Origin of the sequence: Pseudomonas sp. MAG733B, from assembly GCF_036884845.1 — a bacterium.
Lineage (GTDB): Bacteria > Pseudomonadota > Gammaproteobacteria > Pseudomonadales > Pseudomonadaceae > Aquipseudomonas.
On record NZ_CP145732.1, the window covers coordinates 775,989 to 798,515 of the forward strand.

General features: G+C 60.2%; 17 protein-coding genes. 9 read left to right on the forward strand and 8 right to left on the reverse strand.

Annotation, left to right across the window (positions count from 1 at the left end):
• Positions 1-165: 165 nt before the first annotated feature.
• The 3 genes from V6Z53_RS03590 to V6Z53_RS03600 all read right to left on the reverse strand — a co-directional run bounded on the left by V6Z53_RS03590 (position 166) and on the right by V6Z53_RS03600 (position 4,331).
• Positions 166-2,514, reverse strand: a complete 2,349-nt coding sequence (locus V6Z53_RS03590) for an FdhF/YdeP family oxidoreductase (RefSeq protein WP_338584182.1) — start codon at positions 2,512-2,514, stop codon at positions 166-168.
• Positions 2,511-3,350: a formate dehydrogenase accessory sulfurtransferase FdhD gene (fdhD, locus tag V6Z53_RS03595; protein WP_338584183.1), complete on the reverse strand. Its 840-nt coding sequence runs from the start codon at positions 3,348-3,350 to the stop codon at positions 2,511-2,513. Before fdhD ends, V6Z53_RS03590 begins: the two co-directional genes overlap by 4 nt.
• A 93-nt stretch (positions 3,351-3,443) precedes the next feature.
• The gene (locus V6Z53_RS03600; RefSeq protein ID WP_338584184.1) at positions 3,444-4,331 is read right to left on the reverse strand and encodes a LysR family transcriptional regulator; all 888 of its coding nucleotides are present in this window, start codon (positions 4,329-4,331) and stop codon (positions 3,444-3,446) included.
• 128 nt (positions 4,332-4,459) lie between these two features.
• Between V6Z53_RS03600 and lysM the strand changes: the two genes are divergently transcribed.
• The gene (lysM, locus tag V6Z53_RS03605; RefSeq protein WP_338584185.1) at positions 4,460-4,900 is read left to right on the forward strand and encodes a peptidoglycan-binding protein LysM; all 441 of its coding nucleotides are present in this window, start codon (positions 4,460-4,462) and stop codon (positions 4,898-4,900) included.
• Positions 4,901-5,026: 126 nt separating this feature from the next.
• Here the strand turns inward: lysM and yrfG are convergent, their stop codons facing one another.
• Entirely contained in the window at positions 5,027-5,689 is a 663-nt protein-coding gene (yrfG, locus tag V6Z53_RS03610) for a GMP/IMP nucleotidase (RefSeq protein WP_338584186.1), read from the reverse strand.
• Positions 5,690-5,779: 90 nt separating this feature from the next.
• Between yrfG and nudE the strand changes: the two genes are divergently transcribed.
• Both nudE and cysQ read left to right on the forward strand, forming a co-directional pair.
• Positions 5,780-6,346 (forward strand): ADP compounds hydrolase NudE, encoded by a 567-nt coding sequence (gene nudE, locus V6Z53_RS03615; protein ID WP_338584187.1) that lies wholly within the window; start codon positions 5,780-5,782, stop codon positions 6,344-6,346.
• Positions 6,343-7,170, forward strand: a complete 828-nt coding sequence (gene cysQ / locus V6Z53_RS03620; RefSeq protein ID WP_338584188.1) for a 3'(2'),5'-bisphosphate nucleotidase CysQ — start codon at positions 6,343-6,345, stop codon at positions 7,168-7,170. The genes nudE and cysQ overlap by 4 nt, the downstream gene beginning before the upstream one ends.
• A 136-nt stretch (positions 7,171-7,306) precedes the next feature.
• Here the strand turns inward: cysQ and V6Z53_RS03625 are convergent, their stop codons facing one another.
• The 3 genes from V6Z53_RS03625 to V6Z53_RS03635 are packed head-to-tail and all read right to left on the reverse strand — an operon-like array spanning position 7,307 to position 11,002.
• Positions 7,307-7,762, reverse strand: a complete 456-nt coding sequence (locus V6Z53_RS03625; RefSeq protein ID WP_338584189.1) for a YiiD C-terminal domain-containing protein — start codon at positions 7,760-7,762, stop codon at positions 7,307-7,309.
• Positions 7,763-7,802: 40 nt separating this feature from the next.
• Entirely contained in the window at positions 7,803-9,197 is a 1,395-nt protein-coding gene (locus V6Z53_RS03630; protein WP_338584190.1) for a sigma-54 dependent transcriptional regulator, read from the reverse strand.
• Positions 9,194-11,002, reverse strand: coding sequence for an ATP-binding protein (locus V6Z53_RS03635; protein ID WP_338584191.1), 1,809 nt, complete (start codon positions 11,000-11,002; stop codon positions 9,194-9,196). The genes V6Z53_RS03630 and V6Z53_RS03635 overlap by 4 nt, the downstream gene beginning before the upstream one ends.
• 157 nt (positions 11,003-11,159) lie before the next feature.
• Between V6Z53_RS03635 and V6Z53_RS03640 the strand changes: the two genes are divergently transcribed.
• From V6Z53_RS03640 to V6Z53_RS03660, 5 genes are all read left to right on the forward strand, one after another.
• On the forward strand, positions 11,160-14,072 hold the full coding sequence (locus tag V6Z53_RS03640; protein ID WP_338584192.1) for an aminotransferase: 2,913 nt from the start codon (positions 11,160-11,162) through the stop codon (positions 14,070-14,072).
• Positions 14,073-14,352: 280 nt separating this feature from the next.
• Positions 14,353-15,231 (forward strand): N-carbamoylputrescine amidase, encoded by an 879-nt coding sequence (gene aguB / locus V6Z53_RS03645; RefSeq protein WP_338584193.1) that lies wholly within the window; start codon positions 14,353-14,355, stop codon positions 15,229-15,231.
• A 5-nt stretch (positions 15,232-15,236) separates the two neighbouring features.
• Positions 15,237-16,343 carry an agmatine deiminase gene (gene aguA / locus V6Z53_RS03650; protein ID WP_338584194.1) on the forward strand — a complete coding sequence of 369 codons (1,107 nt, stop codon included), beginning with the start codon at positions 15,237-15,239 and terminating at the stop codon, positions 16,341-16,343.
• A 245-nt stretch (positions 16,344-16,588) separates the two neighbouring features.
• Positions 16,589-16,801 carry a hypothetical protein gene (locus V6Z53_RS03655; protein WP_338584195.1) on the forward strand — a complete coding sequence of 71 codons (213 nt, stop codon included), beginning with the start codon at positions 16,589-16,591 and terminating at the stop codon, positions 16,799-16,801.
• 241 nt (positions 16,802-17,042) lie between these two features.
• Entirely contained in the window at positions 17,043-18,101 is a 1,059-nt protein-coding gene (locus tag V6Z53_RS03660; protein ID WP_338586444.1) for an IS110 family transposase, read from the forward strand.
• Positions 18,102-18,391: 290 nt separating this feature from the next.
• Here V6Z53_RS03660 and V6Z53_RS03665 read toward each other — a convergent pair whose 3' ends face one another.
• Positions 18,392-20,485, reverse strand: coding sequence for a TonB-dependent siderophore receptor (locus V6Z53_RS03665; protein ID WP_338584196.1), 2,094 nt, complete (start codon positions 20,483-20,485; stop codon positions 18,392-18,394).
• 477 nt (positions 20,486-20,962) lie between these two features.
• Here V6Z53_RS03665 and V6Z53_RS03670 point away from each other — a divergent pair, with 477 nt between their 5' ends.
• The gene (locus V6Z53_RS03670; RefSeq protein ID WP_338584197.1) at positions 20,963-22,249 is read left to right on the forward strand and encodes an OprD family porin; all 1,287 of its coding nucleotides are present in this window, start codon (positions 20,963-20,965) and stop codon (positions 22,247-22,249) included.
• Positions 22,250-22,527: the final 278 nt, after the last annotated feature.

A 22,527-nucleotide genomic window follows, 5' to 3' on the forward strand; every position in this document is an offset into this window, starting at 1 on the left:
TCGCCGGTCTTTTATTACTTCACAAAGGTCGTTTTCGTTAGAAAACGGCCTTTTTTGTGGGCGTTTGGAAAGTTGCAGTGGCATTGCAAAAAGATCGCAGCCTGCGGCAGCTCCTACAGGGATCGATGTAGGAGCTGCCGCAGGCTGCGATCTTTTGATTTTTTGTTACGCCGACCTGGCCATGATCAACCCGGTCTCACTCGCCGCTTCCAACCGGATCGCGACGAACTTAGACGTCGGTGTATGGCTGCCATCCCCAGTGCTTTCCAGAGGCACCAGCGGGTTCACCTCCGGGTAGTACGCCGCCGCTTGCCCGGCCGGGATATCGAACGCCAGCAGCGTGAAGCCCTTCACCCGACGTTCAACTCCATCATCCCAGAGCGAAACGATGTCGGCCTTCTGCCCCGGCTTGAAGCCCAGGCGAATGATGTCGGCTTCGTTGACGAACAGCACATCACGCTGCCCCTTCACTCCGCGATAACGATCGTTGAGACCGTAGATCGTGGTGTTGTACTGATCGTGGGAGCGCATCGATTGCATGATCAGGTCCGGCAACTTGCCGGTGGCGCGGGTGCGTTCGTGCACCAGATCCTTGGGCAGCATGTTCGGTTTGAAATTGGCCCGGCCCGATGCGGTGTTCCACTTGCGCGCTCCGGCGCTGTTGCCCAGATAGAAGCCACCCGGGTTCTTGATCTTCTCGTTGAAGTCTTTGAAGTTGGGAATGGTATCGGCGATCAGGTCGCGGATGCGCCGGTAATCGGCCACCAGCCAGTTCCAGTCCACCGGATGGCTGCCCAGTGTGGCGGCCGCAATGCCGGCCAGAATCGCCGGCTCCGAACGCATCTGGTTCGACAGCGGCTCCAATTGGCCGTTGGAGGCGTGGACCATGCTGAACGAGTCTTCGACCGTTACCGCTTGAGGACCTTCAGCTTGGCGGTCGATATCGGTCCGGCCCAGGCACGGCAGGATCAGCGCGTCTTTACCGTGGGCCAGATGGCTGCGGTTGAGTTTGGTGCTGATCTGCACGGTCAGGTCGCAATTGCTCAGCGCCTTGAAGGTGCGTGGGCTGTCGGGGGTGGCTTGGGCGAAGTTGCCGCCCAGGGCGATGAACACTTTTGCCCGACCTTCGGCCATGGCGTGGATCGCTTCGACCACGTTGTGGCCGTTTTCACGCGGTACCTTGAACTGGAAGCGGCGTTCCAACGAGTCGAGGAACGCCACTGGCGGACGCTCGTTGATGCCCATGGTCCGGTCGCCCTGCACGTTACTGTGGCCACGCACCGGGCACAGGCCCGCGCCCGGCCGACCGATGTTGCCGCGCAGCAGCATCAGGTTGGAGATTTCCTGGATGGTCGCCACCGAATGGCGGTGCTGGGTGATGCCCATTGCCCAGCACATGATGACGTTCTTGCCCTTGAGGTACATGCGCGCCGCTTGCTCGATTTCAACAAGGGTCAGGCCGGACTGCTCGACGATCTGCTCCCACGGGGTGTCGTCGATGGCGGCCAGGTAATCCAGCACGTTGACGCTGTGTTCGTTGAGGAAACCGTGATCGAACACCGCCGCAGCGCCAGCCTTCTGTGCATCGCGCTCCCATTGCAGCAGGAATTTCGCCATGCCGCGCATCACCGCCATGTCGCCACCCAGTGCCGGACGGAAGTATGCGGTGTTGGTCGGCTTGTCGCCGTTGGTGAGCATTTCGAGTGGGTGCTGCGGGTGCTGGAAACGTTCCAGTCCGCGCTCTTTCAACGGGTTGATGCACACCACCTGCGCTCCGCGTTTCACCGCTTCACGCAGTGGTTCGAGCATCCGCGGGTGGTTGGTGCCGGGGTTCTGTCCCCAGACGAAAATCGCATCGGCGTGTTCGAAGTCGTCGAAGGTCACGGTGCCTTTGCCGACACCGACGCTTTGCGACAACGCGACGCCGCTGGCCTCGTGGCACATGTTCGAGCAGTCGGGGAAGTTGTTGGTGCCATAGGCACGCACGAACAGCTGATAGAGATACGCCGCTTCGTTGCTGGCACGACCCGAGGTGTAGAACTCAGCCTGGTCCGGGCTCGACAAGCCTTTAAGGTGTTTGGCGATCAGCGCAAACGCGTCGTCCCAACTGATCGGTTGATAGCGATCGGTTTCAGCGTTGTAGATCAATGGCTCAGTCAGGCGACCCTGGTATTCAAGCCAGTAATCGCTTTGTTCCAGCAACGAGGTGACGCTGTGTTTGGCGAAGAATTTGCCATCGACACGCCGTTTGGTCGCTTCCCAGTTCACCGCTTTGGCGCCGTTCTCGCAGAACGCCACCATGCCGGCTTCATTGGAATCGCCCCAGGCGCAACCGGGGCAGTCGAAGCCGCCGTTCTTGTTGGTCTTGAGCATCATGCGCAGGTTTTTCAGCGCGTTGTCGCTGGTCAACCAGGCTTGGGCGACGCTGATCAGTGCGCCCCAACCGCCGGCCGGACCTTTGTAGGGTTTGTAGCGAGGAACGGGTGTCTGGTCGGCTTGACGGTGTTGACTCACGCTTGATTCTCCAAAGCCGGGCTATAGACCCGCGGCGCATTCTTCTGTGGCAGATGGATGAGGTTGAGGTTGTGGCGACGGGCCCATTGCACGGCAAGGCCCGTGGGCGACGACAGGCTGACCAGGGTCTGGATGCCGGCGCGCAAAACTTTCTGGATCAGTTCGAGACTGCAACGGCTGGTGACAATCGCCAGTCCGCCTGCGGTTGAAATGTTCTGGCGGACCAGTCCGCCGATCAATTTATCGAGGGCGTTGTGCCGGCCAATGTCTTCACGACCGAGCAACAACTCGCCTTGGCCGTTCATGAACACCGCCGCATGCACCGCGCCGCTGTATTGGCCCAACGGCTGAAACGCACCGATGCGTTGACGCAAGCCGTCCAGCCATTCGGCGGGCGGCAGTGGTGCGCCGGGCAACACTTTGAGATCCGGCAACGCTTGCTCGACCGCTTCCACGCCGCAGAGCCCGCAACCGCTGGTGCCGGCCAGTTGCCGACGTTGCAGCTTGAGGTTCCAGAACGCGCGATTGGCGATGGTCACCTGCGCGTATTGCGCCGACCCCGAGCCGCTGAGTTGCAGGTCATAGATGTCGGTGGCGTCTTCGATGATGCCGCTGCCCAGGCTGAAGCCGACGATGAAGTCTTCGAGGTCCGTCGGCGTCACCAGCATGACGGCCTGGCTGATGCCGTTATAGGCAATCGCCAACGCGACTTCCTCGGCCAGCGCGGTGCTGTCCGATTCCGAGTGTTCGAGGTTGCTGTAGCTGTACGTCTGGCTGGCGGAAGGCGCGGGCGTTTCGAGGGCAGGCGCCGCGCAGGCAGGGCGCTTGGCTTTCATGGCATCACCGACGGGTTTGATCAGCTTTAAGACTAGGCGCGGCAAAGTGTCACGTCTAATCGCTATTACTGATCTACCGATAGATGCCGTCGATCAAGAGTCCAGCAGCGATTGTTGATAGATCGCGAAACAGGCTTCCGCCAGCGCCGAGCGTGGAGCGCTGCGACGCATAATCAGCCCCAGCCGGCCGAGGGTCTGGGCGTTTTCAATCGGTTGCAGGCGCAAATGTTCGGTCAGGCCTTCGAGGCCACCATCCAGTGGCATGACCGCGCAACACAGACCGCCGTGCACAGCTTGTAACAGTTGATGCACCGCATCGGTCTGCAACAACGGTTGCGGGGTGAGGCCACGGCTGTGGAAGTTGTGGTCGATGGACTGGCGGAAGTGCATGCCGCTGGTGAGCATGCCCAGCGGTAGTTCGATCAACGATTCCCAACTCAACGGCGCCTCGCCAAAGGTGAAGAAGCGCTGATCGTAGAGCAGACCCATGCGGGTTTCGCTGAAAGTCAGTGAGTCGAAGTGTTCACCGTCCAGACGCTCCAGATAGGAAACACCGAGATCCAGACGATTGTTCGCCAGTTGTTCGAGGATTTGTTCGGAACTCAGCGCCGACAGTTCGAAGCGCAGGTTCGGGTGTTCGGCGTGCAGGCGTTGCAGCAGCGGCAGCGGATCAAAGCTCGACAGCGGCACCACGCCCAGACGCAAGGTGCCGACCAGATTGCCGCGACAGGCCGCTGCCTCGGCGTACAAGCCGTCATAGGCGGCCAGCACAGTGCGTGCCCACGCCAGCACTCGCTCGCCCGGCGCGGTGAAACCCTCGAAGCGCTGGCCGCGATTGACCAGCGGCAAGTCGAGTTCTTCTTCGAGGCTGCGCAGGCGCATGGACAGCGTCGGCTGCGTGATGTGGCAGCGCGCGGCAGCCTGGCCGAAGTGCCGGGTTTCGTCGAGCGCGATGAGGAATTTCAGCTGCTTGATGTCCATCGTCGCTCCAGGGTTCGGGAAGGTGCGGATTCTATCGCAAGCGGGGTCATTGGTCGGGTTGGATTCGCAAGTGACGGTCGTGGTCTAGGCTTTTGCGTCTGGAACCTCAAACCCAAGGAGAGTGCACCATGAGTCTTTTGAGCTTTGTGAAAGAGGCAGGCGAAAAACTGCTGGATTTGCTCACGCCGGGCAATGCCAATGCCAGTGAGCAGTTGAAAGAACACATCAGCAAGGTCGGCTTGGGTAACCCGAATGTGCAGGCGACGGTTGATGGCGACAAAGTCACCGTGACTGGCGATGTGGCGAGCCAGGAAGAGAAAGAGAAAATCCTGCTGGCCGTGGGCAACATTGCCGGTGTCGGTAGCGTGGATGATCAGATCACCGTGACCGGGCCTGTCGTCGCGGCTGCGCGCTTCGTGGTCGTGAAGAAGGGCGACACGCTCAGCGCCATATCGTTGGCCGTGTATGGCAGCGCCAACCAGTACAATAAGATCTTTGAAGCCAACAAACCAATGTTGTCGCATCCGGACAAAATTTATCCGGGGCAGACGTTGCGGATTCCTGAGTAAGTCGTCAAACCGCGTGATGGCCATCGCGGGCAAGCCACGCTCCCACAGGAATCGCGTCGTTCGCATTCATCGTGAACGACTCAGATCCTGTGGGAGCGGGCTTGCCCGCGATGCGGACAACTCGGTCTAAAGCCCTGCAATCAAATCCCGATAATCCCCGACCGCCGCAAACTCAGCCGTGTCCTTCGGGCCTTTGCGACTGTCGGGTTCACGCACCGCCAGCAAATGCGCCACACCAAAATCCCGCGCACTGCGCAAAATCGGCAAGGTGTCGTCGATAAACAGGCTGCGTGCCGGATCGAAGCCGATGTCGGCCTGTAACGCGTCCCAGAACTGCGGGTTTTCCTTGGGGAAACCGTAATCATGAGAGCTGATCAAACGCTCGAAATACGGCGCCAGTTCGATCTTTTCCAGTTTCAGTGACAGGGCGTCGCGGTGAGCGTTGGTGATCAGCACCACGCGTTTGCCGGCCTGCTTGATCGCCGCCAGAAAGGTATCGGCATCCGGACGCAGGGCGATCAGGTGTGCGGTTTCCAGTTTCAGGTCGCGCACTGACAGCTTCAGTTCGGCGCTCCAGAAATCCAGGCAGTACCACTGCAGCTGGCCGGCGTTGCGCTCGAACAGTGGATGCAACTCCATCTCGGCCATGGCCCGGCTGACTCCGTGCAACTCGGCGTAGCGCTGGGGCAGATGCTCCAGCCAGAAATGGTTGTCGAAGTGCAGGTCCAGCAGCGTGCCATCCATGTCCAGCAGAACGGTGTCGATGTCGCGCCAGGGCAGCAGTGACATAAAAAACTTCTCCAGCGGTAAAAAAGATATCCGAGGTAAACAATCAGGATAGGCCGGGTATAGTAACGCGTTCACGCCAAGGAGCCGCTCATGCGCCAGAAACCCACCATCCTCGCCCGCGAGATCGTCGCCACCAGCCGTTTATTTTGCGTCGAAGAGCTGAAACTGCGCTTTTCCAACGGCGTGGAACGCACTTATGAACGCTTGGTCGGCAAGGGCGCAGGTTATGGCGCGGTGATGGTCGTGGCAATGCTCGATGCCGATCACGCGGTATTGGTCGAGGAGTATTGCGGCGGAACCGATGAGTACGAACTGTCGTTGCCCAAAGGCCTGATCGAGCCGGGCGAAGACGTGTTGGCGGCAGCTGAGCGCGAGCTCAAGGAAGAGGCTGGTTTTGGTGCGCGGCAATTGGAGCATCTGACCGAGCTGTCGTTGTCGCCCGGCTACATGAGCCAGAAGATCCAGGTGGTGCTGGCCACCGATCTCTACGAAGAACGTCTGGAAGGTGACGAACCGGAGCCGATGGGCCTGGGCAAAGTCAACCTGCGCGAGCTGTCGGCGTTGGCGCAAAACCCGCAATTCACTGAGGGCCGTGCCTTGGCGGCGCTGTACCTGGCCCGTGATCTGTTGACCCAGCGTGGGGTGTTTCAGCCATGAATTTCCCTCATCCGTTGATGGCGCCCGTGGTTGAACTGGCATTGAAGGCTGGTGAAGCGATTTTGCCGTTCTGGCGCACCGGTACAGCGGTGACGGCCAAGGCTGATGATTCGCCTGTCACCGCCGCAGACCTCGCGGCTCATTACCTGATTCTGGCCGGGCTGACGGCGCTGGACCCGAGCATTCCGGTGTTGTCCGAGGAAGACGCCAACATCCCCCAAAGCGTGCGTGCCGGATGGCATCGGTGGTGGCTGGTCGATCCGCTGGACGGCACCAAGGAGTTCATCAGCGGCAGCGAAGAGTTCACCGTCAATATCGCCCTGATCGAAAACGGCCAGGTGGTATTCGGCGTGGTGTCGATGCCGACTAACGGCCGCTTCTATGTCGGCGGTGCCGGGCTGGGCGCGTGGCGTGGCGATAAAGGCGGGACGCCGGTGGCGATTGAGGTGCGTGATGCTCTGGCGCCCGGTCAATCGTTCACCGTGGTTGCCAGTCGCCGTCATTCCAGCCCGGAGCAAGAGCGCTTGCTGGCCGGATTGAGCGCGAGTTTGGGCGAGCTGCAACTGGCGAATATCGGCAGTTCGCTGAAGTTTTGCCTGTTGGCCGAAGGCGCAGCGGATTGCTATCCGCGTCTGGCGCCGACTTCGCAGTGGGACACGGCGGCGGCGCAAGGTGTGCTGGAAGGCGCGGGTGGTGAGGTGCTGGATCTGAGCGGTGCGCCGTTCTGTTATCCGGCACGGGAATCGCTTTTGAATGAGTTCTTTTTGGCGTTGCCGGCGAAGGCGGCGTGGCGCGAGCAGTTGCTGGAACTCGCGCGCTCCTGAGTTTCATGCATATTTGTGGCGAGGGAGCTTGCTCCCGCTGGGGCGCGAAGCGGCCCCGTTTCAATTGTTTTGCGGCTGCTGCGCAGCCGAGCGGGAGCAAGCTCCCTCGCCACAGGTTTTTTCATAGCCTGCAAGTTCAGCGGTGCAAAACATACTGTCCGGTAAAGCGCACCGCATCCTCATCACGGCCTTCATTGACGACCCGCGTATGCAGCGTCAACCGCGCTCGGCTGTAGCGCTGGAACGTGGTCAGGAATTTCTTCCAGATCACCGGGTCCGGCGCTACGCAGATCGCATTGGCATCGCCGGTCACCGGCAGCGGATAGCTGATCTGCCCTTCCTGAATCACGATGTGCCCGTCGGTGATGCCTTCTTCTTTCAATCGCAAATGCAACCAGCCCCAACCGGCCAGCACCGCGCCGCAGTACAGGCTGCCGCCGAACATGGTGCTCTTGTGGTTGACGTTGGCGTCCAGCGGCAAGTACAGGCGCAGTTGCTGGTCGTGCCAGTCGAGCACTTTGACGCCCATGTCCCGGGTGAGGGGGATGTCGTGGTGGAGGACGGATTCCAGTTGACGACTGTCGCGGCTCATTCGGCGGTCTCTTGTTCGAAGTGGATGATCTGACGGCGGCTCAATCGAGGTCGTCGCTGTGGCTGGCCCCGCCGCTGTCGGCGAAGCTCAATCCGTGTTTACGTAACTTGTCGTGCAGGGTCTTGCGCGGAATGCCCAAGGCTTCGGCGACGCTGCGCACCGAGCTGTGCGAACGCGCCAGTTCGGCGGCGATCAGGGTTTTCTCGAAGTTTTCCACTTGCTCGCTCAAGCCGCCGCTGACCAATTCCACCACGGTGCCGGCAGCGTCTTGTGGCTCATTGTTGTCCAGCGCCAGTTCGAGGCCGAGGGCGAAACGTTCCGCGGCGTTTTGCAGTTCGCGTACGTTGCCCGGCCAGGTGTGGCGCAGCAGCAACGCGCGTTGGCCCGGCTGCAATTCATGGGGCGGCAAACCGTGGCGGGCGCTGGCTTCATCGGCAAAATGCTGGAACAGCACCAGCGCGTCTTCGCCACGTTCGCGCAGCGGCGGAATGCGCAGCGGCGCGACGTTCAGGCGGTAATACAAGTCGGCGCGGAAACGCCCCTGATCGGCGGATTGGCGCAGGTCTTCCTTGGTGGCGGCGATGATGCGGATGTCCAGCGGGATCAGTTGATTGCCGCCCAGGCGTTCGACCACACGCTCTTGCAGCAAACGCAGCAATTTCACCTGAACATCGAGGCTCATACTTTCGATTTCATCGAGGAACAACGTGCCGCCATTGGCGAATTCGAACTTGCCGATACGGCGCTTCTGCGCACCGGTGAAGGCGCCCGGCTCATGACCGAACAGCTCGCTCTCGACCACCGACTCGGCCAGCGCCCCGGCGTTGATCGCCACGAACGGGCCGTTACGCCGACTCGACAAATCATGCAGCGCGCGCGCGACGACTTCCTTCCCCGCACCGGTTTCGCCGAGGATCAACACGTCTGCTTTAGTCGCCGCCAACGCGCCGATCTGCTCGCGCAGGCGCAGCATCGACGGCGATTGCCCGACCAGACGCGTGCTCAGCTCATTGCGATCGCTGAGCGCCAGACGCAGGCTGCGGTTGTCCAGCACCAGTCGGCGCAAGGCCAGGGCGCGGCGCACGCTGTCGAGCAAGGCGTCGCTGGCGAAAGGTTTTTCGAGAAAGTCATAAGCCCCGGCGCGCATGGCTTGCACCGCCAGCGGCACGTCGCCATGGCCGGTGATCAGCAGCACCGGCAGCTCCGGGTCCTGGGCGTGGAGTTCGGTCAGCAGTTCGAGGCCGTCCATGCCCGGCATGCGGATATCGCTGACGACTACGCCCGGCCAGTCACGTTCCAGTTGTCCGGCCAGACCCTTGGCCTCGGCCAGCGGCAGAATTTTCAGGCCGGCCAGATCGAGGGTCTGGCTCAAGGCCTGGCGCAGGTGGGGATCGTCGTCGATCAGCACGACCTGAATGCGGTTGTCGATGGTCATGCACTTCGGTCCTCGGACGGTTGCAGGCTCACACCCGGCGCGCCTGCGCGTAGTTTCAGAGTAATCAGTGCGCCGCCTTCCTTGTGGTTGGCGAACGACAGTTCACCACCGAAGGCACGCATCAGGGTTTCGCAGATCGCCAGCCCCAAGCCAAGGCCCTGGGTGCGGGTCTTGGTGGTGTAGAAGGGTTCGCTGGCGCGGCCAAGGGCTTCCATGCAGAAACCGGGGCCATTGTCGCGAATGTACAGGTTGACGCCGTCGGCGGTGGATTGGGCACTCAGCCAGAGCTTACGCGGCGGGCCTTTTTCGGTGAGGGCATCGAGGGCGTTGGCCAGCAGGTTGCCGAGCACCTGACGCAAACGGGTTTCCCCGGCCTCGACCCACAAGGCCGCAGCGGGCAGATCGCGGATCAGTTCGACCTCCATGCTGCGCCGCCGTTTGGCCAGCAACGCCAGCGCATCGTCCAGCGCCGGTTGCAGGGCGACGCTTTCCGGAGCATGGCGATCACGTCGGGCGAAGGCGCGCAGGTGCGCGATGATCGAGGCCATGCGTCCGGTCAGTTCGCTGATCAGTTTGAGGTTGCCACGGGCATCGTCGGTGCGCTGGTGGTCGAGCAACACTTCGGCGTTTTCCGCGTAGCTGCGGATCGCGGCCAGCGGCTGATTGAGTTCGTGGCTGATGCTCGCGGACATTGTCCCCAACGCCGAGAGTTTGCCGGCTTGCACCAGATCATCCTGGGCGCGAACCAGTTCCTGCTGCGCCTGTTCGCGCTCCAACACTTCCTGTTTCAATCGACGGTTGAGTCCTTCCAGATCGCTGGTGCGCTCGGCGACCCGGCCTTCCAGTTCACGCCGGGCCTTGCCTTCGAAGGCGATCCGTTCCAGGTAATGACGGCGGCGCTGCATCATCAGGCCGAGCAACAGCATCAACACCAACAGCATCGCGCCACCGATGGCGACCACCGTGCGCACCGGGCGGTCGATCAGCGTGCGCGGGGCAAGAATGCTGACGTTCCAGCCGGTTTCCGCGATCGCCTGGGTCTGGGTCAGCCAGGCATTGGGGCTGAGCTTCAACGGCTTCGGATCGCGGGTCGGATAAGGTTGAATCGCGCTGATGGCTTTGCGCTCGTCCTCACTCAGCGGGCGGGTCGAGCGGAAGCGCCATTCCGGGCGTGAAGTGAGGATGACCACGCCGTTGTGATCGGTCAGCAACAGTTGTTCAGGGGTTTTGCCCCAGAGGCTTTCGGTGTGGTCGAGGTCGACCTTGACCACCAATACGCCGGTGATCTTCTCGCCGTCACGCACGGCAGCGGCGAAGAAATAACCGCGTTTGGCGGACGTGGTGCCAAGTCCGAAAAAGCGCCCGAGCCGCCCGGCCATGGCTTCACTGAAATACGGCCGGAACGAGAAATTGCGCCCGACGAAACTGTCGTGTTTGTCCCAGTTGGATGCGGCCAGGGTCTTGCCCGTGGTGTCCATCAGGTACATGACCTCGGCACCGGTCTGGGCGCTGATGTTTTTCAGCAGGCGGTTGGCGTTGCCCTGAGTCACGCCATCGTCCGGCGCACCGAGCACGGCGCGCAGGGCCGGCAGATCGCCGAGGATCTGCGGCAGCACCTCGTAACGGTGCAGCGTCCCCAGCAAGTTGGCGACATAAAGGTCGAGGGTCTGGCGGTTCTGCCCGGCCAGTTCGCTGCGGTAGTAACGCTCGGCCAGATGCTCCAGCGGCCACAGCAACGGCGCCAGGCACAGCGCGAGCAGGGCCAGGCTGCGCCAGCGGGGTCTGCGGGGGAGGGTCGGAGTCATATGCATCGAACGCCTGTGGGTATGGACGCATTATGCCTAGACGGCGACGTGCGAGCATCTTGCACGTCACCGCTGGGCGTGACGGACCGGCAAGGGGTTGCTTATCGCCCCGAGCGGTGGCGATATAGGCGCCTAATAAAATTTCAGAGGTTGTTGTATGCCGCTCGCCACGTTGATTCATCGCGCCAGTTTGCCCAGCCCGCAAGTGACTGCGGAGCAAGCGCTTGAGCTGTTGCAGGAGCACTACGGACTGAGCGGCAGATTGCAGGCACTCGGCAGCCAGCAGGACCTCAACTACCGCGTCGACAGCGACCAGGGCCGTTTCGTCCTGAAAATCTGCCGGGGCGATTATTCGGCGCTGGAGCTGCAAGCCCAGCATGCCGGGCTCAAGCATTTGGGCGAGCATCCCGAGGTGCATGTGCCGCGCGTGATACCGGCGAAAAACGGCGCCGACCTGCTGTCTCTGGATGTCGGCGGTCAGGCAGTGCATGTGCGCCTGCTGGACTACATCGAGGGTCAGTCGCTGACGCACCTCGATTATTTCAACCCCACGGTGGTGGCCGGTTTTGGTCGCTTGTGCGGCGAGATGGATCTGGCGCTGGCGGCATTCGATCATCCGGGGCTGGTGCGCACCCTGCAATGGGACGCGCGTCATGCCCAGGCGCTGATCGCGCATCTGTTGCCGGTGATCCGGGATGACGGCCAGCGCAAGCTGATCGCCGACGCAGCCGAACTCGCTGAGCGCCGCTTGCAGCCATTGGTCGACAAGCTGCCGGTGCAAGCCATCCACATGGACATCACCGATGACAACGTGGTGTGGCAACGTGATGCGCAACGACATTGGCAACTGCAAGGTGTGATCGATTTCGGCGATCTGGTGCGCACTTGGCGCATCACTGACTTGTCGGTGACGTGCGCGGCGCTGTTGCATCACGGTGAAGGCGATCCGTTCTGCATCTTGCCGGCGGTGCAGGCGTATCACGCGGTCAATCCGCTGACCCATGAAGAGTTGCTGGCGCTGTGGCCGCTGATCGTCGCCCGTGCGGCGGTGCTGGTGCTCAGCGGCGAGCAGCAGGTGAGCATCGATCCGGGCAACGCCTACAGCCGCGACAACCTGACCCACGAATGGGAGATTTTCCGCGTCGCGACTTCGGTGCCGCTGGCACTGATGGAAGCGGCGATCCTGACTTCGGTTGGCCAGAACCTGCCCGTTATTGTCAGCGAAGGTTTTGCGCCGCTGCTGCCGAGCCTGGTCGGGCGTGAGTTTGCCTTGATCGATCTGGGCGTCCTCAGCCCGCATTTCGAGGCAGGGAATTGGGAACAGGAAGGCGTCGATCAGCGTCTGCTCAACGAAGCCGCCGCCGCCCATGAACTGGCGGCCAGTCGTTACGGCCAATATCGGTTGTCGCGCACCCGGCCGGACAGCGCCAACGAACCGGACACCTTTGCGCTACATGTCGAGTTGCGCGTGCCCCATGGCACGGCAGTCGAGGCGCCGTTTGCCGGTGTCGTTCATCAACCGTTGCAGGGTGTGCTGCAACTGGATGGCCCGCAATTGAGCGTGCGATTGTGGGGCCTGACGCCATCGCTGCACAGCGGCGCGGCGCTGGTCAAAGGGCAGGTGTTGGGCTCGGTCAGCGGGCCGTTGATCGTGCAGTTGTGCCGTGGTTCGGCGATCGATGAGCCGCTATTCTGTACGCCGTCGCGCGCCGCAGCCTGGCAAGCGTTGTGCCCGTCGCCCGCAGCCTTGCTGGGGCTGGCCTGCGATGCTGAGGCTGAGCTCGATTCGCAAACTTTGCTCGCCCGTCGCGACGCCAGTTTCGCCCGCACGCAGAAACACTATTACGTCGACCCACCGCGCATCGAGCGTGGCTGGCGCAACCACCTGATCGACATGCAGGGCCGCTCTTACCTCGACATGCTCAACAACGTCGCGGTGCTGGGTCACGGGCATCCGCGCATGGCTGCGGTCGTCAGCCGCCAGTGGTCGCTGCTCAACACCAACTCGCGGTTCAACTATGCAGCGGTCGCCGAGTTTTCCGAGCGCTTGCTGAAGCTGGCGCCGGATTCGATGGACCGCGTATTCCTGGTCAACAGCGGCAGTGAGGCCAACGACCTGGCGATTCGTCTGGCGTGGGCCTACAGCGGCGGACGCGACATGCTCAGTGTGCTGGAGGCCTATCACGGCTGGACCGTCGGTGCGGACGCGGTATCCACGTCGATTGCCGACAACCCCAAGGCCTTGAGCAGCCGCCCGGACTGGGTGCACCCGGTGACTGCGCCGAACACCTATCGCGGTGAATTCCGTGGCCCGGACAGCGCGCCGGATTACGTGCGCAGCGTCGAGCACAACCTGGCAAAAATCGCTGAACAGAAGCGTCAATTGGCCGGTTTCATCTGCGAGCCGGTGTATGGCAATGCCGGTGGCATCTCGCTGCCACCGGGTTACTTGAAGCAGGTCTATGCCATGGTCCGCGCTCAGGGCGGCGTGTGCATCGCCGACGAAGTGCAGGTCGGTTACGGGCGCATGGGCCATTTCTTCTGGGGCTTTGAAGAGCAGGGCGTGGTGCCGGACATCATCACCATGGCCAAAGGGATGGGCAACGGCCAGCCATTGGGCGCCGTGATCACTCGCCGGGAAATCGCCGAAGCGCTAGAGGCCGAAGGCTATTTCTTCTCATCGGCCGGCGGCAGCCCGGTGAGTTGCCAGGTCGGCATGGCGGTGCTGGACGTGATGGAAGAAGAAAAACTCTGGGAGAACGCCCAGGTTGTTGGCGGGTATTTCAAGGAGCGCCTTGAAGCGCTGATCGATATTCATCCGTTAGTCGGCGCGGTGCATGGTTCGGGCTTCTATCTGGGTGTGGAGTTGATCCGTAACCGCGAGACCCTGGAACCGGCGACCGAGGAAACCACGGCGCTGTGCGATCGCTTGCGTGAGCTGGGGATTTTCATGCAGCCGACCGGTGATTTCCTCAACGTGTTGAAAATCAAGCCGCCGATGGTCACCTCGCGCCAGAGCGTGGATTTCTTTGTCGACATGCTCTCGAAGGTGCTCACGGAGGGTCTGTAAACACAGTAGCTCTGATGTATCGGGGCAATGTGCGGGCTTGCTCGCGAAGGCGGTGGATCAGTCGGCATCAACGTTGAATGACACATCGCCTTCGCGAGCAAGCCCGCTCCCACATTAAAGTGAGGCTGGAAGTTCGATTGTTATCGGGATTAAGTGCTTAAAATTAGACGAGAGGCAAAGTAATTGCTTTAAAAGCCGATTTTTATCGGATATAAAGTCGCCACTGCCAGGGTGTGAATAACCACGCTCGCCCGTCAATGCACTTGCCCGGAGATGATCCATGAGCCGTATCGTTACCGTCGCCGCCACTCAGATGGCCTGTTCCTGGGACCTGGAAGGCAACATCGAAGTTGCTGAAAGACTGGTCCGTGAAGCCGCCGCCAAAGGCGCGCAGATCATCTTGATTCAGGAACTGTTCGAGGCGCCGTACTTCTGCCAGAAGCCGAACCCGGATTACCTGCAACTGGCCACGACGGTTGAAGACAACGTCGCCATCAAGCACTTCCAGAAAGTCGCCAAGGAGCTGCAAGTGGTGTTGCCGATCAGCTTCTACGAGCTGGCGGGTCGTGCACGTTTCAACAGCATCGCGATCATTGATGCCGACGGCAGCAACCTCGGGATTTATCGTAAAAGCCACATCCCGGACGGTCCTGGCTACCACGAGAAGTACTACTTCAACCCGGGCGATACCGGTTTCAAGGTGTGGAACACCCGTTACGCGAAAATCGGCGTGGGCATCTGCTGGGACCAGTGGTTCCCCGAGGCCGCGCGCAGCATGGCGTTGCAAGGCGCGGAAATCCTGTTCTACCCGACCGCCATCGGCAGCGAGCCGCACGACAAGACCATTTCGTCCCGCGATCACTGGCAGCGTGTGCAACAAGGTCATGCCGGCGCCAATCTGATGCCGCTGATCGCCAGCAACCGCATCGGCAACGAAGAGCAGGACGGCTACGACATTACCTTCTACGGTTCGTCGTTTATCGCCAACCAGTTCGGCGAGAAAGTGCAGGAACTCAACGAGACCGAAGAGGGCGTATTGGTCCACAGTTTCGACCTCGACAAACTCGAACACACACGCAGTGCCTGGGGCTCCTTCCGCGACCGTCGTCCGAACCTGTATGGTGCTCTCAAAACCCTCGACGGATCCCTGGAGTCCTGACTGCCATGACCACTTTGAACAGCACCCCTCGCGCAGACGGCTTTTACATGCCGGCCGAGTGGGCACCGCAAACCCAGACCTGGATGATCTGGCCCGAGCGCCCGGACAACTGGCGCCTGGGTGGCAAACCGGCGCAAGCCGCGCACGTGGCGGTGGCGAAGGCCATCGCCCGTTTCGAACCGGTGACCGTGGCGGTATCCGCCGGCCAGTACGAAAACGCCCGCGCTCGCCTGGACGTGCCGAATATCCGCGTTGTCGAGATGTCTAGCGACGACGCCTGGGTCCGCGATACCGGCCCGACGTTTGTCATCAATAACAACGGTGAAGTCCGTGGCGTGAACTGGGACTTCAACTCCTGGGGCGGTTTCGACGGCGGCCTGTATTCGCCGTGGAACCGTGATTCGCAGGTCGGTGGCAAGATCCTCGAAATCGAGCGCAGTTCGCGCTATCGCACCGAGGGCTTCGTGCTCGAAGGCGGCTCGATCCACGTCGACGGCGAAGGTACGTTGATCACCACTGAAGAATGCCTGCTCAACCGCAATCGCAATCCGCACCTGAACCGTGCAGAAATCGAAGCGGTGCTCAGCGCGAATCTGGCTGTGGATAAAATCATCTGGCTGCCGGACGGTTTGTTCAACGACGAAACCGACGGCCATGTGGATAACTTCTGCTGTTACGTGCGTCCGGGTGAAGTGCTGCTGGCCTGGACCGATGACCCGCAGGACCCGAACTACCCACGCTGTCAGGCGGCCATGAAAGTGCTGCAAAGCAGCACGGACGCCAAGGGGCGCCCGTTCACGGTGCACAAAATGCCGATTCCAGGGCCGCTCTATGCGACCGAGGAAGAGTGCGCCGGTGTCGATCCGGTCGACGGCACTCAGGAACGCAACCCGTCGGTACGCCTGGCCGGGTCCTACGTGAACTTCCTGATCGTCAACGGCGGGATCATCGCCCCGAGCTTCGACGACCCGCTGGATGGTCCGGCAAAAGAGATTTTGCAGAACCTGTTCCCGCAGCACGAAGTGGTCATGGTGCCTGGCCGTGAACTGTTACTGGGGGGCGGCAATATCCACTGCCTTACCCAACAACAGCCGGCGCCGCACAAAGAGTGAGTGCAGTTGTAACAGCTTGAGTTGATTGTGAAATCGATCAGGCAAACGTTTTCGCGCACTGCCTTGCACAAAGCCCGCAGCCCTCAAGGACTGCGGGCTTTTTTGCATCCGCTCGTCGACAATCCGGACACATTGGCATAGCTCTTGTATCGCTCAGGGTGCAAAACAGGGAGGGGGAGAACTTAGTTGTTCTGTCATAAACCTTGGATAAGTTAGCCGCTCACAAACCGGGAGAGAGCGCTGAAATGAACGCCGAAGTGAATGTGGTGAGCGAGCGGGCAATGCATCCCCTGGCGGTAAACAGCGAATCGCTCCAGATTCTGGCGCACTGGTTCAAGTCCAATGGAACGCGTCCGATCAGTGAAACTGATCCGCGCCGGACAATGATCGAGCGCTACCCCGCTGGATTATTCAGCGAAGCAGAACTGGAAGCGTTGTGGGATGTGATGGAAGGATAAGAAGAAAAACAACGGATTGATCAAAAAAAAGCGCTGCCGGGAGGGCAGCGCTTTTTTTTCAGCTTAAAAGATCGCAGCCTGCGGCAGCTCCTACATTGGAATGCATTCCTCCTGTAATTGGATGGACTCGCCCAAGCCGAGGCGTCAATGCGCCACGGTGGCAGTCTAAACAGCCAACGACAGCGAGGGCGAGTCCATGAAAAATCATAGTTCGTTTGATCAATCCGTGTCTTCTTCCGATTTGTCGGCCTGCACAACCTTGGCGGTCGACCTGGCCAAACAGGTCTTTCAGGTCGCCGGTGAAGATATCCTCGGCCAGGTGTTCTACGAGCAGCGGATCAAGTCGCGCGAGGCGTTTTATGATTTTCTCCGACAGTTGCCGCCGCATGTCGTGGTTTTGATGGAGACCGGTCCGGGTGCCCAGGCTTGGGCCCGGCAGCTGCAAGACCAAGGCAATCCGGTGCGGATTCTTCCAGCCGGTTTGGTGGCCACACATCGCAGCGGGCCTAAAAATGATCGCAACGATGCGCTGGCGATTCTGCGGGCTAATCGCGATGAAAAAATCTGCGCAGTACCGGTCAAAAGCGTTACGGCGCTGGCAATGCAGGCGTTGCATCGCGCCCGCCAGGGCTATGTGCGTCGACGCACGGCCCTCAGTAATCAGATGCGCGGCCTGCTGCTTGAGCACGGCGTAGCCTTGGCGCAGGGCGATGTTGCGATCAGCCAGAAAATTCCGCGGGTGCTGGAAGATGCCACCCAACCGGTGCCGGGCCTGCTGCGTGAACTGATCGACGAACTGTTGGCCGAGTGGCGCCATTTGGGCGAGCGCATCAGCGTACTGACGGGACGCCTGGAAGTGGCCGCCAACACCGACATGACGGCGAAGCGGCTAATGACTGTGCGCGGCATCGGCCCGATCACTGCCACGGCACTGGTGGCCAAGGAAACCAAGCCTGAGCGATTTCCCAATGCCCGCAAGTTTGCCGCGTACTTTGGCATGGTGCCTGACCAGCACAGCAGCGGGGAGACGGTCCGGCTGGGGGGCATGACCAAGCGAGGTGATGCTTATTTACGCAGCCTGATGATCCAGGGAGCCCATGCGGTGCTGCAACAACTACGACCTGATTCCCAGCAACCCGATGACCGCCGCTTGTTGCACTGGATGAGCCGGTTGGGCCGTAAGGAGGCTGCGATCAGGCTAGCCAACCGCAACCTGCGAATCGTCTGGGTGCTTCTACAGAATGACCAGACTTATCGTCGCCACGCGGGTGATGGCCAGCCAGCGACGATGGGCCACTGAGCGACAGAGTTCTGCCACCGAGGTACTAACCGTCTGACCCTCTGCTGAAAAAAATTGACCCCAGGTAAGACCGGCGTGGATTGATGCCTAAGCTCCTACTGGCCTTCGAGGCCTGACTGTAATCGGCATACCACGAGCTTTTCCAATTTTGGCCAGAAGCCGAAGACGGCTTCCACGAATAGGCCTAATACATAGATGCAACGGGGCAGCGGTTTTTCAAAAGCGGGTAGACAGTGGGTGCGAGTCCATACATAGGAGCTGCCGCAGGCTGCGATCTTTTGATCTTGTGTTTAGAAACTGTAAGTCCCGGTCACCACCACACTACGCGGCGCACCCGGTTGAATCTGCGCCGCACTGGTGGCCGACGAGTAATACGTCTTGTCGCTGATGTTGTTCAGCGCCGCACGCAAATCCCAATCCTTCTGCCGGAACCCGGCCAACGCGTCCCAACGGCCATAACCCGGCAGCACGGTGGTGTTGAGGTTGTCGGCATAACGGTCACCGACCAGGGTCAGGCCGGTTTCGGCGTACCAGCCCATTTCCGGTTTCCAGGTCAGGAACAGGCTGCCGTTGTGCTTGGCCACGTTGCTGATGCGCTTGCCTTCAAAGCCGTTGTTGTCTTTCTCGACCGTTGCGTCCTGCACGCCCACGCCGCCGCGCACGTACCAGTTGCCGGTGATCTTGCCGGCAGCGGTCAGCTCTATACCGCGAGAACGTTGCAGGCCGGTGAGCAAGGTAATGGTCGGGTTGTTCGGATCGCTGGTGCGGCGGTTGTAGAGTTCCAGCTCGTAGATCGCCAGTGTGGTGCTCAGGCGATCGTCGAGCCAATCGCTCTTCACGCCGATTTCCTTTTGCTTGGTCAGCTCGGGGCTCAGGTCGTTGGTGTTACCCGCCGCGCCCGGCGTGATGCCGATCAAACCGCCGCCGACCGGCGAGAACGTCTTCGACCAGGACGCGTAGAACGAATGATTCTGCAGTGGCGTCCAGACCAGTCCTACACGTGGGCTGGTGCTGTGACTGTCACGGTCTTCGGAAATGTCCCGCAGCTTGTTGGTCGACTCGATGTCGAACGTGTCGTAACGCAAACCGCCGAGCAGTTGCCATTGATCGTTCAGTTGCAACTGATCCTGCACATACACCGCGCGGCTTTCGACTTCGGTGTGAGAACTGCTCGATACCTGCATGCGCCCGGTGTGGCGCAAGTCGCGGTTGGGGTTGTTCAGGTCCAGCGACGGCACCGGTGAACTGCCCGGCCCGGAAGTGGCGGCGGTGTACAGCGTCGGGTCGCGACGCTGGCTGCCGATCTCGATGCCGGTCAACAGACGATGTTCCAGGCCGAAGGTATCGAATCCACCTTCCAGTTCAACGTTGTTGTAGACGTTGCGGGTGGTCAGGTCTTGCTGCCAGTGCTGGCGCGTGACCCGATTGGTCGCCGGGGTGTAGCCGGTGAGGTAGGTGTTGTCGAAGTCACTGTTGAGCTTGAACACGCCCAGCGTCTGGCGCAGTTGCCAGTTGTCACTGAGTTCGTAGGTGAGTTTCGAGCGCAGGGATTGCGACTTGTCGTCGATGAAATCGTGCTCGCTGCCGTAGGTCGTATCGCGCCCGACATCGGCCGGGCGGCCATTCACGCCAGGGATTCCGCGATCCGGCGTTCGGTTGTAGCGGCTGTATTCGTACTGCACCAGCCAGTTCAAATCGGGTGTCAGTTGCCAGCTCATCGAAGGCGCGAACAATTGGCGATTGCCACTCACGCCATCGCGGAAGCTGTTTTCGTCCATGTTGCCCATGTTCAGGCGAAGGCTGATGTTTTCGGACGGATCGGTGCTGAGGTCGGCGTAAAGACTGCGCAGGTCCTCGCTGCCTCCTTGGGCTTCGATGGTCGAGCGGCGGCCGAATTCCGGCAGTTTGCTCACTCGGTTGACGATCCCGCCTTGGCTGCCACGGCCATACAAAACAGCGGCCGGGCCTTTGAGTACATCGATGCGTTCGATGTTGTGCAAGTCGCGCACGTACTGGCTGTCGTCGCGGATGCCGTCCAGATAGAAGTCATTGCTGGCGTCGAAGCCACGGATACGCAGGCTGTCGAAACGGGTGTCGGCGCCACTGCTGACGTTGGGAATGCCGCTGAGCGCGGTGCCCAGATCGTTGGTGCCGTAGTCAACGACGTTCGAGGTTTTGATCGAGTCGATGGCTTGCGGGACATAGCGTACCGGCGTGTTGGTGCGGGTCGCGGTGTTGGTTTCCTGCACGCGGGGATCATCGGCTTCCGCTTCGGCGCTGATGGCAGTGGCAGGTAACGTTGTAGGTGCAGCGTAGGAAAAACCGGCAGACAACAAGGCAGAAAGCCCAAGACTGTAGGGCGTAAGACGAAAAGGGGCAGGCATTGAAAAGCGCATCCGTAGAATTTTTTTTGGCTGTAGCGTTTAGAGTGCGAATGGTAATGCTTGCTATTTACTTCTGTTAATTATTCTTGAGAAGTTCCCTTGGTTGTTTGTTTCCAATTGTGTCGATGTTGTTACAAACGGGTTTTCCAGCGGAATTTTCCTTCCCGAAAACACGGGAATTGCTGCACTAAATTTGACTGTCAAAACGCGGTGAAATTGAATTTTCTGCCACGTAAAGCAATTTCTTAGACGATTTTCGCCTAAATACAGAAGATTCATGAAATTGACACATCCTTAGGCACGCCGCTACGATTCGGCCAACGCCTGTGGCAGACCGCCATGACCCTAAAATAATAAGAAGGCCCGCCGCGAGAGATCGTGGGCGGGCTTTTTTGTTTGCGGAATGAAAAAAGAGCGCGATAGTGCCGTTTCAGCCGTTCGACACAGCGCGTTTCAACCCGTAATAAGGAAAACAAAATGTTGAACAAGCGAATCAGCCTGATCGCTCTGGGGATTTTGAGCGCGTCACAGGCCATGGCTAACGACCAGGCCGAATCCAAGGGATTTGTTGAAGACAGCAGCCTCAAAGTGCTGCTGCGCAACGCCTACATGAACCGTGATTACAAAGACGGCAACCAAGACAAAGCCGAGTGGGGCCAAGCGGCCATCGGTACGTTCTCGTCCGGTTTCACCCAAGGCACCATCGGTGTGGGTGTGGATGCCTTCGGTCTGTACGCACTGCGTCTGGACGGCGGCAAAGGCAAAAGCGGCGCCGGTGGTATCGACTTCTTTAAACAAGGCGACAGCGGCAACGCAGCGGACGACCTGTCCAAGGGCGGCGCGGCGGTCAAGTTCCGCCTGTCCAGCACCACACTGACCTACGGCGACCAAATGCCGGCCTTGCCGGTGTTGAGCTATGACAACGTGCGTCTGCTGCCGGAAAGCTACACCGGTACTTTGATCACCTCCAAGGAGATCAAGGGCCTGGAGCTGAACGCCGGTCGCTTCACCGCCGAATCGCGTAAAAGTGCTGAAGGCCGTGACAGCGGTGGCTTGAAGTCGATCAACGTATTGGGCGGTAGCTACCAGTTCACCGAACAGTTCAAGGCTTCCCTGTACGCCTCCGACGTCGAAGACGTGCTGAAGAAGCAATACGTGAATGCCAACTACGTGTTCCCGCTCACCAAGGATCAGTCCCTGACCCTGGACTTCAACGGCTACCGTACCAAGCTGGACGACTCCTACGTTCAAGACGTCGGCGCTACCGGCGACGACAACAAGATCTGGAGCCTGGCAGCCATCTACGCCACCGGCCCGCACTCGTTCACCCTCGGCTACCAGCGCAGCACCGGCGACAGCAACCTGGGCTACGCCTACGGCGGCTACCAGAAAGACCAGAACCGCGTCGGTGACGGTGGCAACACCATCTACCTGGCCAACTCCTACTGGTCCGACTTCAACGCCGAAGATGAACGCAGCTGGCAACTGGGCTACGGCCTGGACTTCAGCACCTTCGGTGTTCCGGGCCTGAGCTACAACTTCGCCTACGTACGCGGTGACAACATCACCACCTCCACCAGCGAAGGCGGCACCGAGCGCGAAATCTTCAACCAGTTCAAGTACGTCGTGCAAAGCGGCCCGGCCAAAGACCTGAGCGTGAAACTGCGCAGCTCGATCCTGCGCGTGTCGCAGAAGTCGAGCGAGTACAACGTCAGCGGCAACGAAGTGCGTGTGTTCGTGGATTACCCGATCAATATTTTCTGATGATTGGTTGCGGTATCGAGGCCTGATGCTGAGAAAGGAAAAACCCCGACTGGTTCGGGGTTTTTTGTGGGCGCTGGAAGGCTCTGGTCTGCGCCATCCGAGAAATTTTAATCACCCGCTGAAGCGAGTTCTCCGCGCTGAATGATCAAAATGAGCATTCGCAATGATTGAATTGCGCAATTTAAACCAATGCCCTAAGATTATTTTGACTGAATCAATCACTGCGTGATCGGTTCAGTCACTTTCGAGGTGAAACACGTCTTACCAAACAATTATAA

What these genes read in the sequence shown, in the direction of transcription:
- V6Z53_RS03655 (WP_338584195.1), top strand. Translation starts at nt 16,589, where the DNA reads ATGAACGCCGAAGTGAATGTGGTGAGCGAGCGGGCAATGCATCCCCTG.
- V6Z53_RS03640 (WP_338584192.1), top strand. Translation starts at nt 11,160, where the DNA reads ATGCCGCTCGCCACGTTGATTCATCGCGCCAGTTTGCCCAGCCCGCAA.
- V6Z53_RS03625 (WP_338584189.1), bottom strand. Translation starts at nt 7,762, where the DNA reads ATGAGCCGCGACAGTCGTCAACTGGAATCCGTCCTCCACCACGACATC.
- nudE (WP_338584187.1), top strand. Translation starts at nt 5,780, where the DNA reads ATGCGCCAGAAACCCACCATCCTCGCCCGCGAGATCGTCGCCACCAGC.
- fdhD (WP_338584183.1), bottom strand. Translation starts at nt 3,350, where the DNA reads ATGAAAGCCAAGCGCCCTGCCTGCGCGGCGCCTGCCCTCGAAACGCCC.
- V6Z53_RS03630 (WP_338584190.1), bottom strand. Translation starts at nt 9,197, where the DNA reads ATGACCATCGACAACCGCATTCAGGTCGTGCTGATCGACGACGATCCC.
- V6Z53_RS03600 (WP_338584184.1), bottom strand. Translation starts at nt 4,331, where the DNA reads ATGGACATCAAGCAGCTGAAATTCCTCATCGCGCTCGACGAAACCCGG.
- V6Z53_RS03665 (WP_338584196.1), bottom strand. Translation starts at nt 20,485, where the DNA reads ATGCCTGCCCCTTTTCGTCTTACGCCCTACAGTCTTGGGCTTTCTGCC.
- yrfG (WP_338584186.1), bottom strand. Translation starts at nt 5,689, where the DNA reads ATGTCACTGCTGCCCTGGCGCGACATCGACACCGTTCTGCTGGACATG.
- cysQ (WP_338584188.1), top strand. Translation starts at nt 6,343, where the DNA reads ATGAATTTCCCTCATCCGTTGATGGCGCCCGTGGTTGAACTGGCATTG.
- aguA (WP_338584194.1), top strand. Translation starts at nt 15,237, where the DNA reads ATGACCACTTTGAACAGCACCCCTCGCGCAGACGGCTTTTACATGCCG.
- aguB (WP_338584193.1), top strand. Translation starts at nt 14,353, where the DNA reads ATGAGCCGTATCGTTACCGTCGCCGCCACTCAGATGGCCTGTTCCTGG.
- V6Z53_RS03635 (WP_338584191.1), bottom strand. Translation starts at nt 11,002, where the DNA reads ATGACTCCGACCCTCCCCCGCAGACCCCGCTGGCGCAGCCTGGCCCTG.
- lysM (WP_338584185.1), top strand. Translation starts at nt 4,460, where the DNA reads ATGAGTCTTTTGAGCTTTGTGAAAGAGGCAGGCGAAAAACTGCTGGAT.
- V6Z53_RS03670 (WP_338584197.1), top strand. Translation starts at nt 20,963, where the DNA reads ATGTTGAACAAGCGAATCAGCCTGATCGCTCTGGGGATTTTGAGCGCG.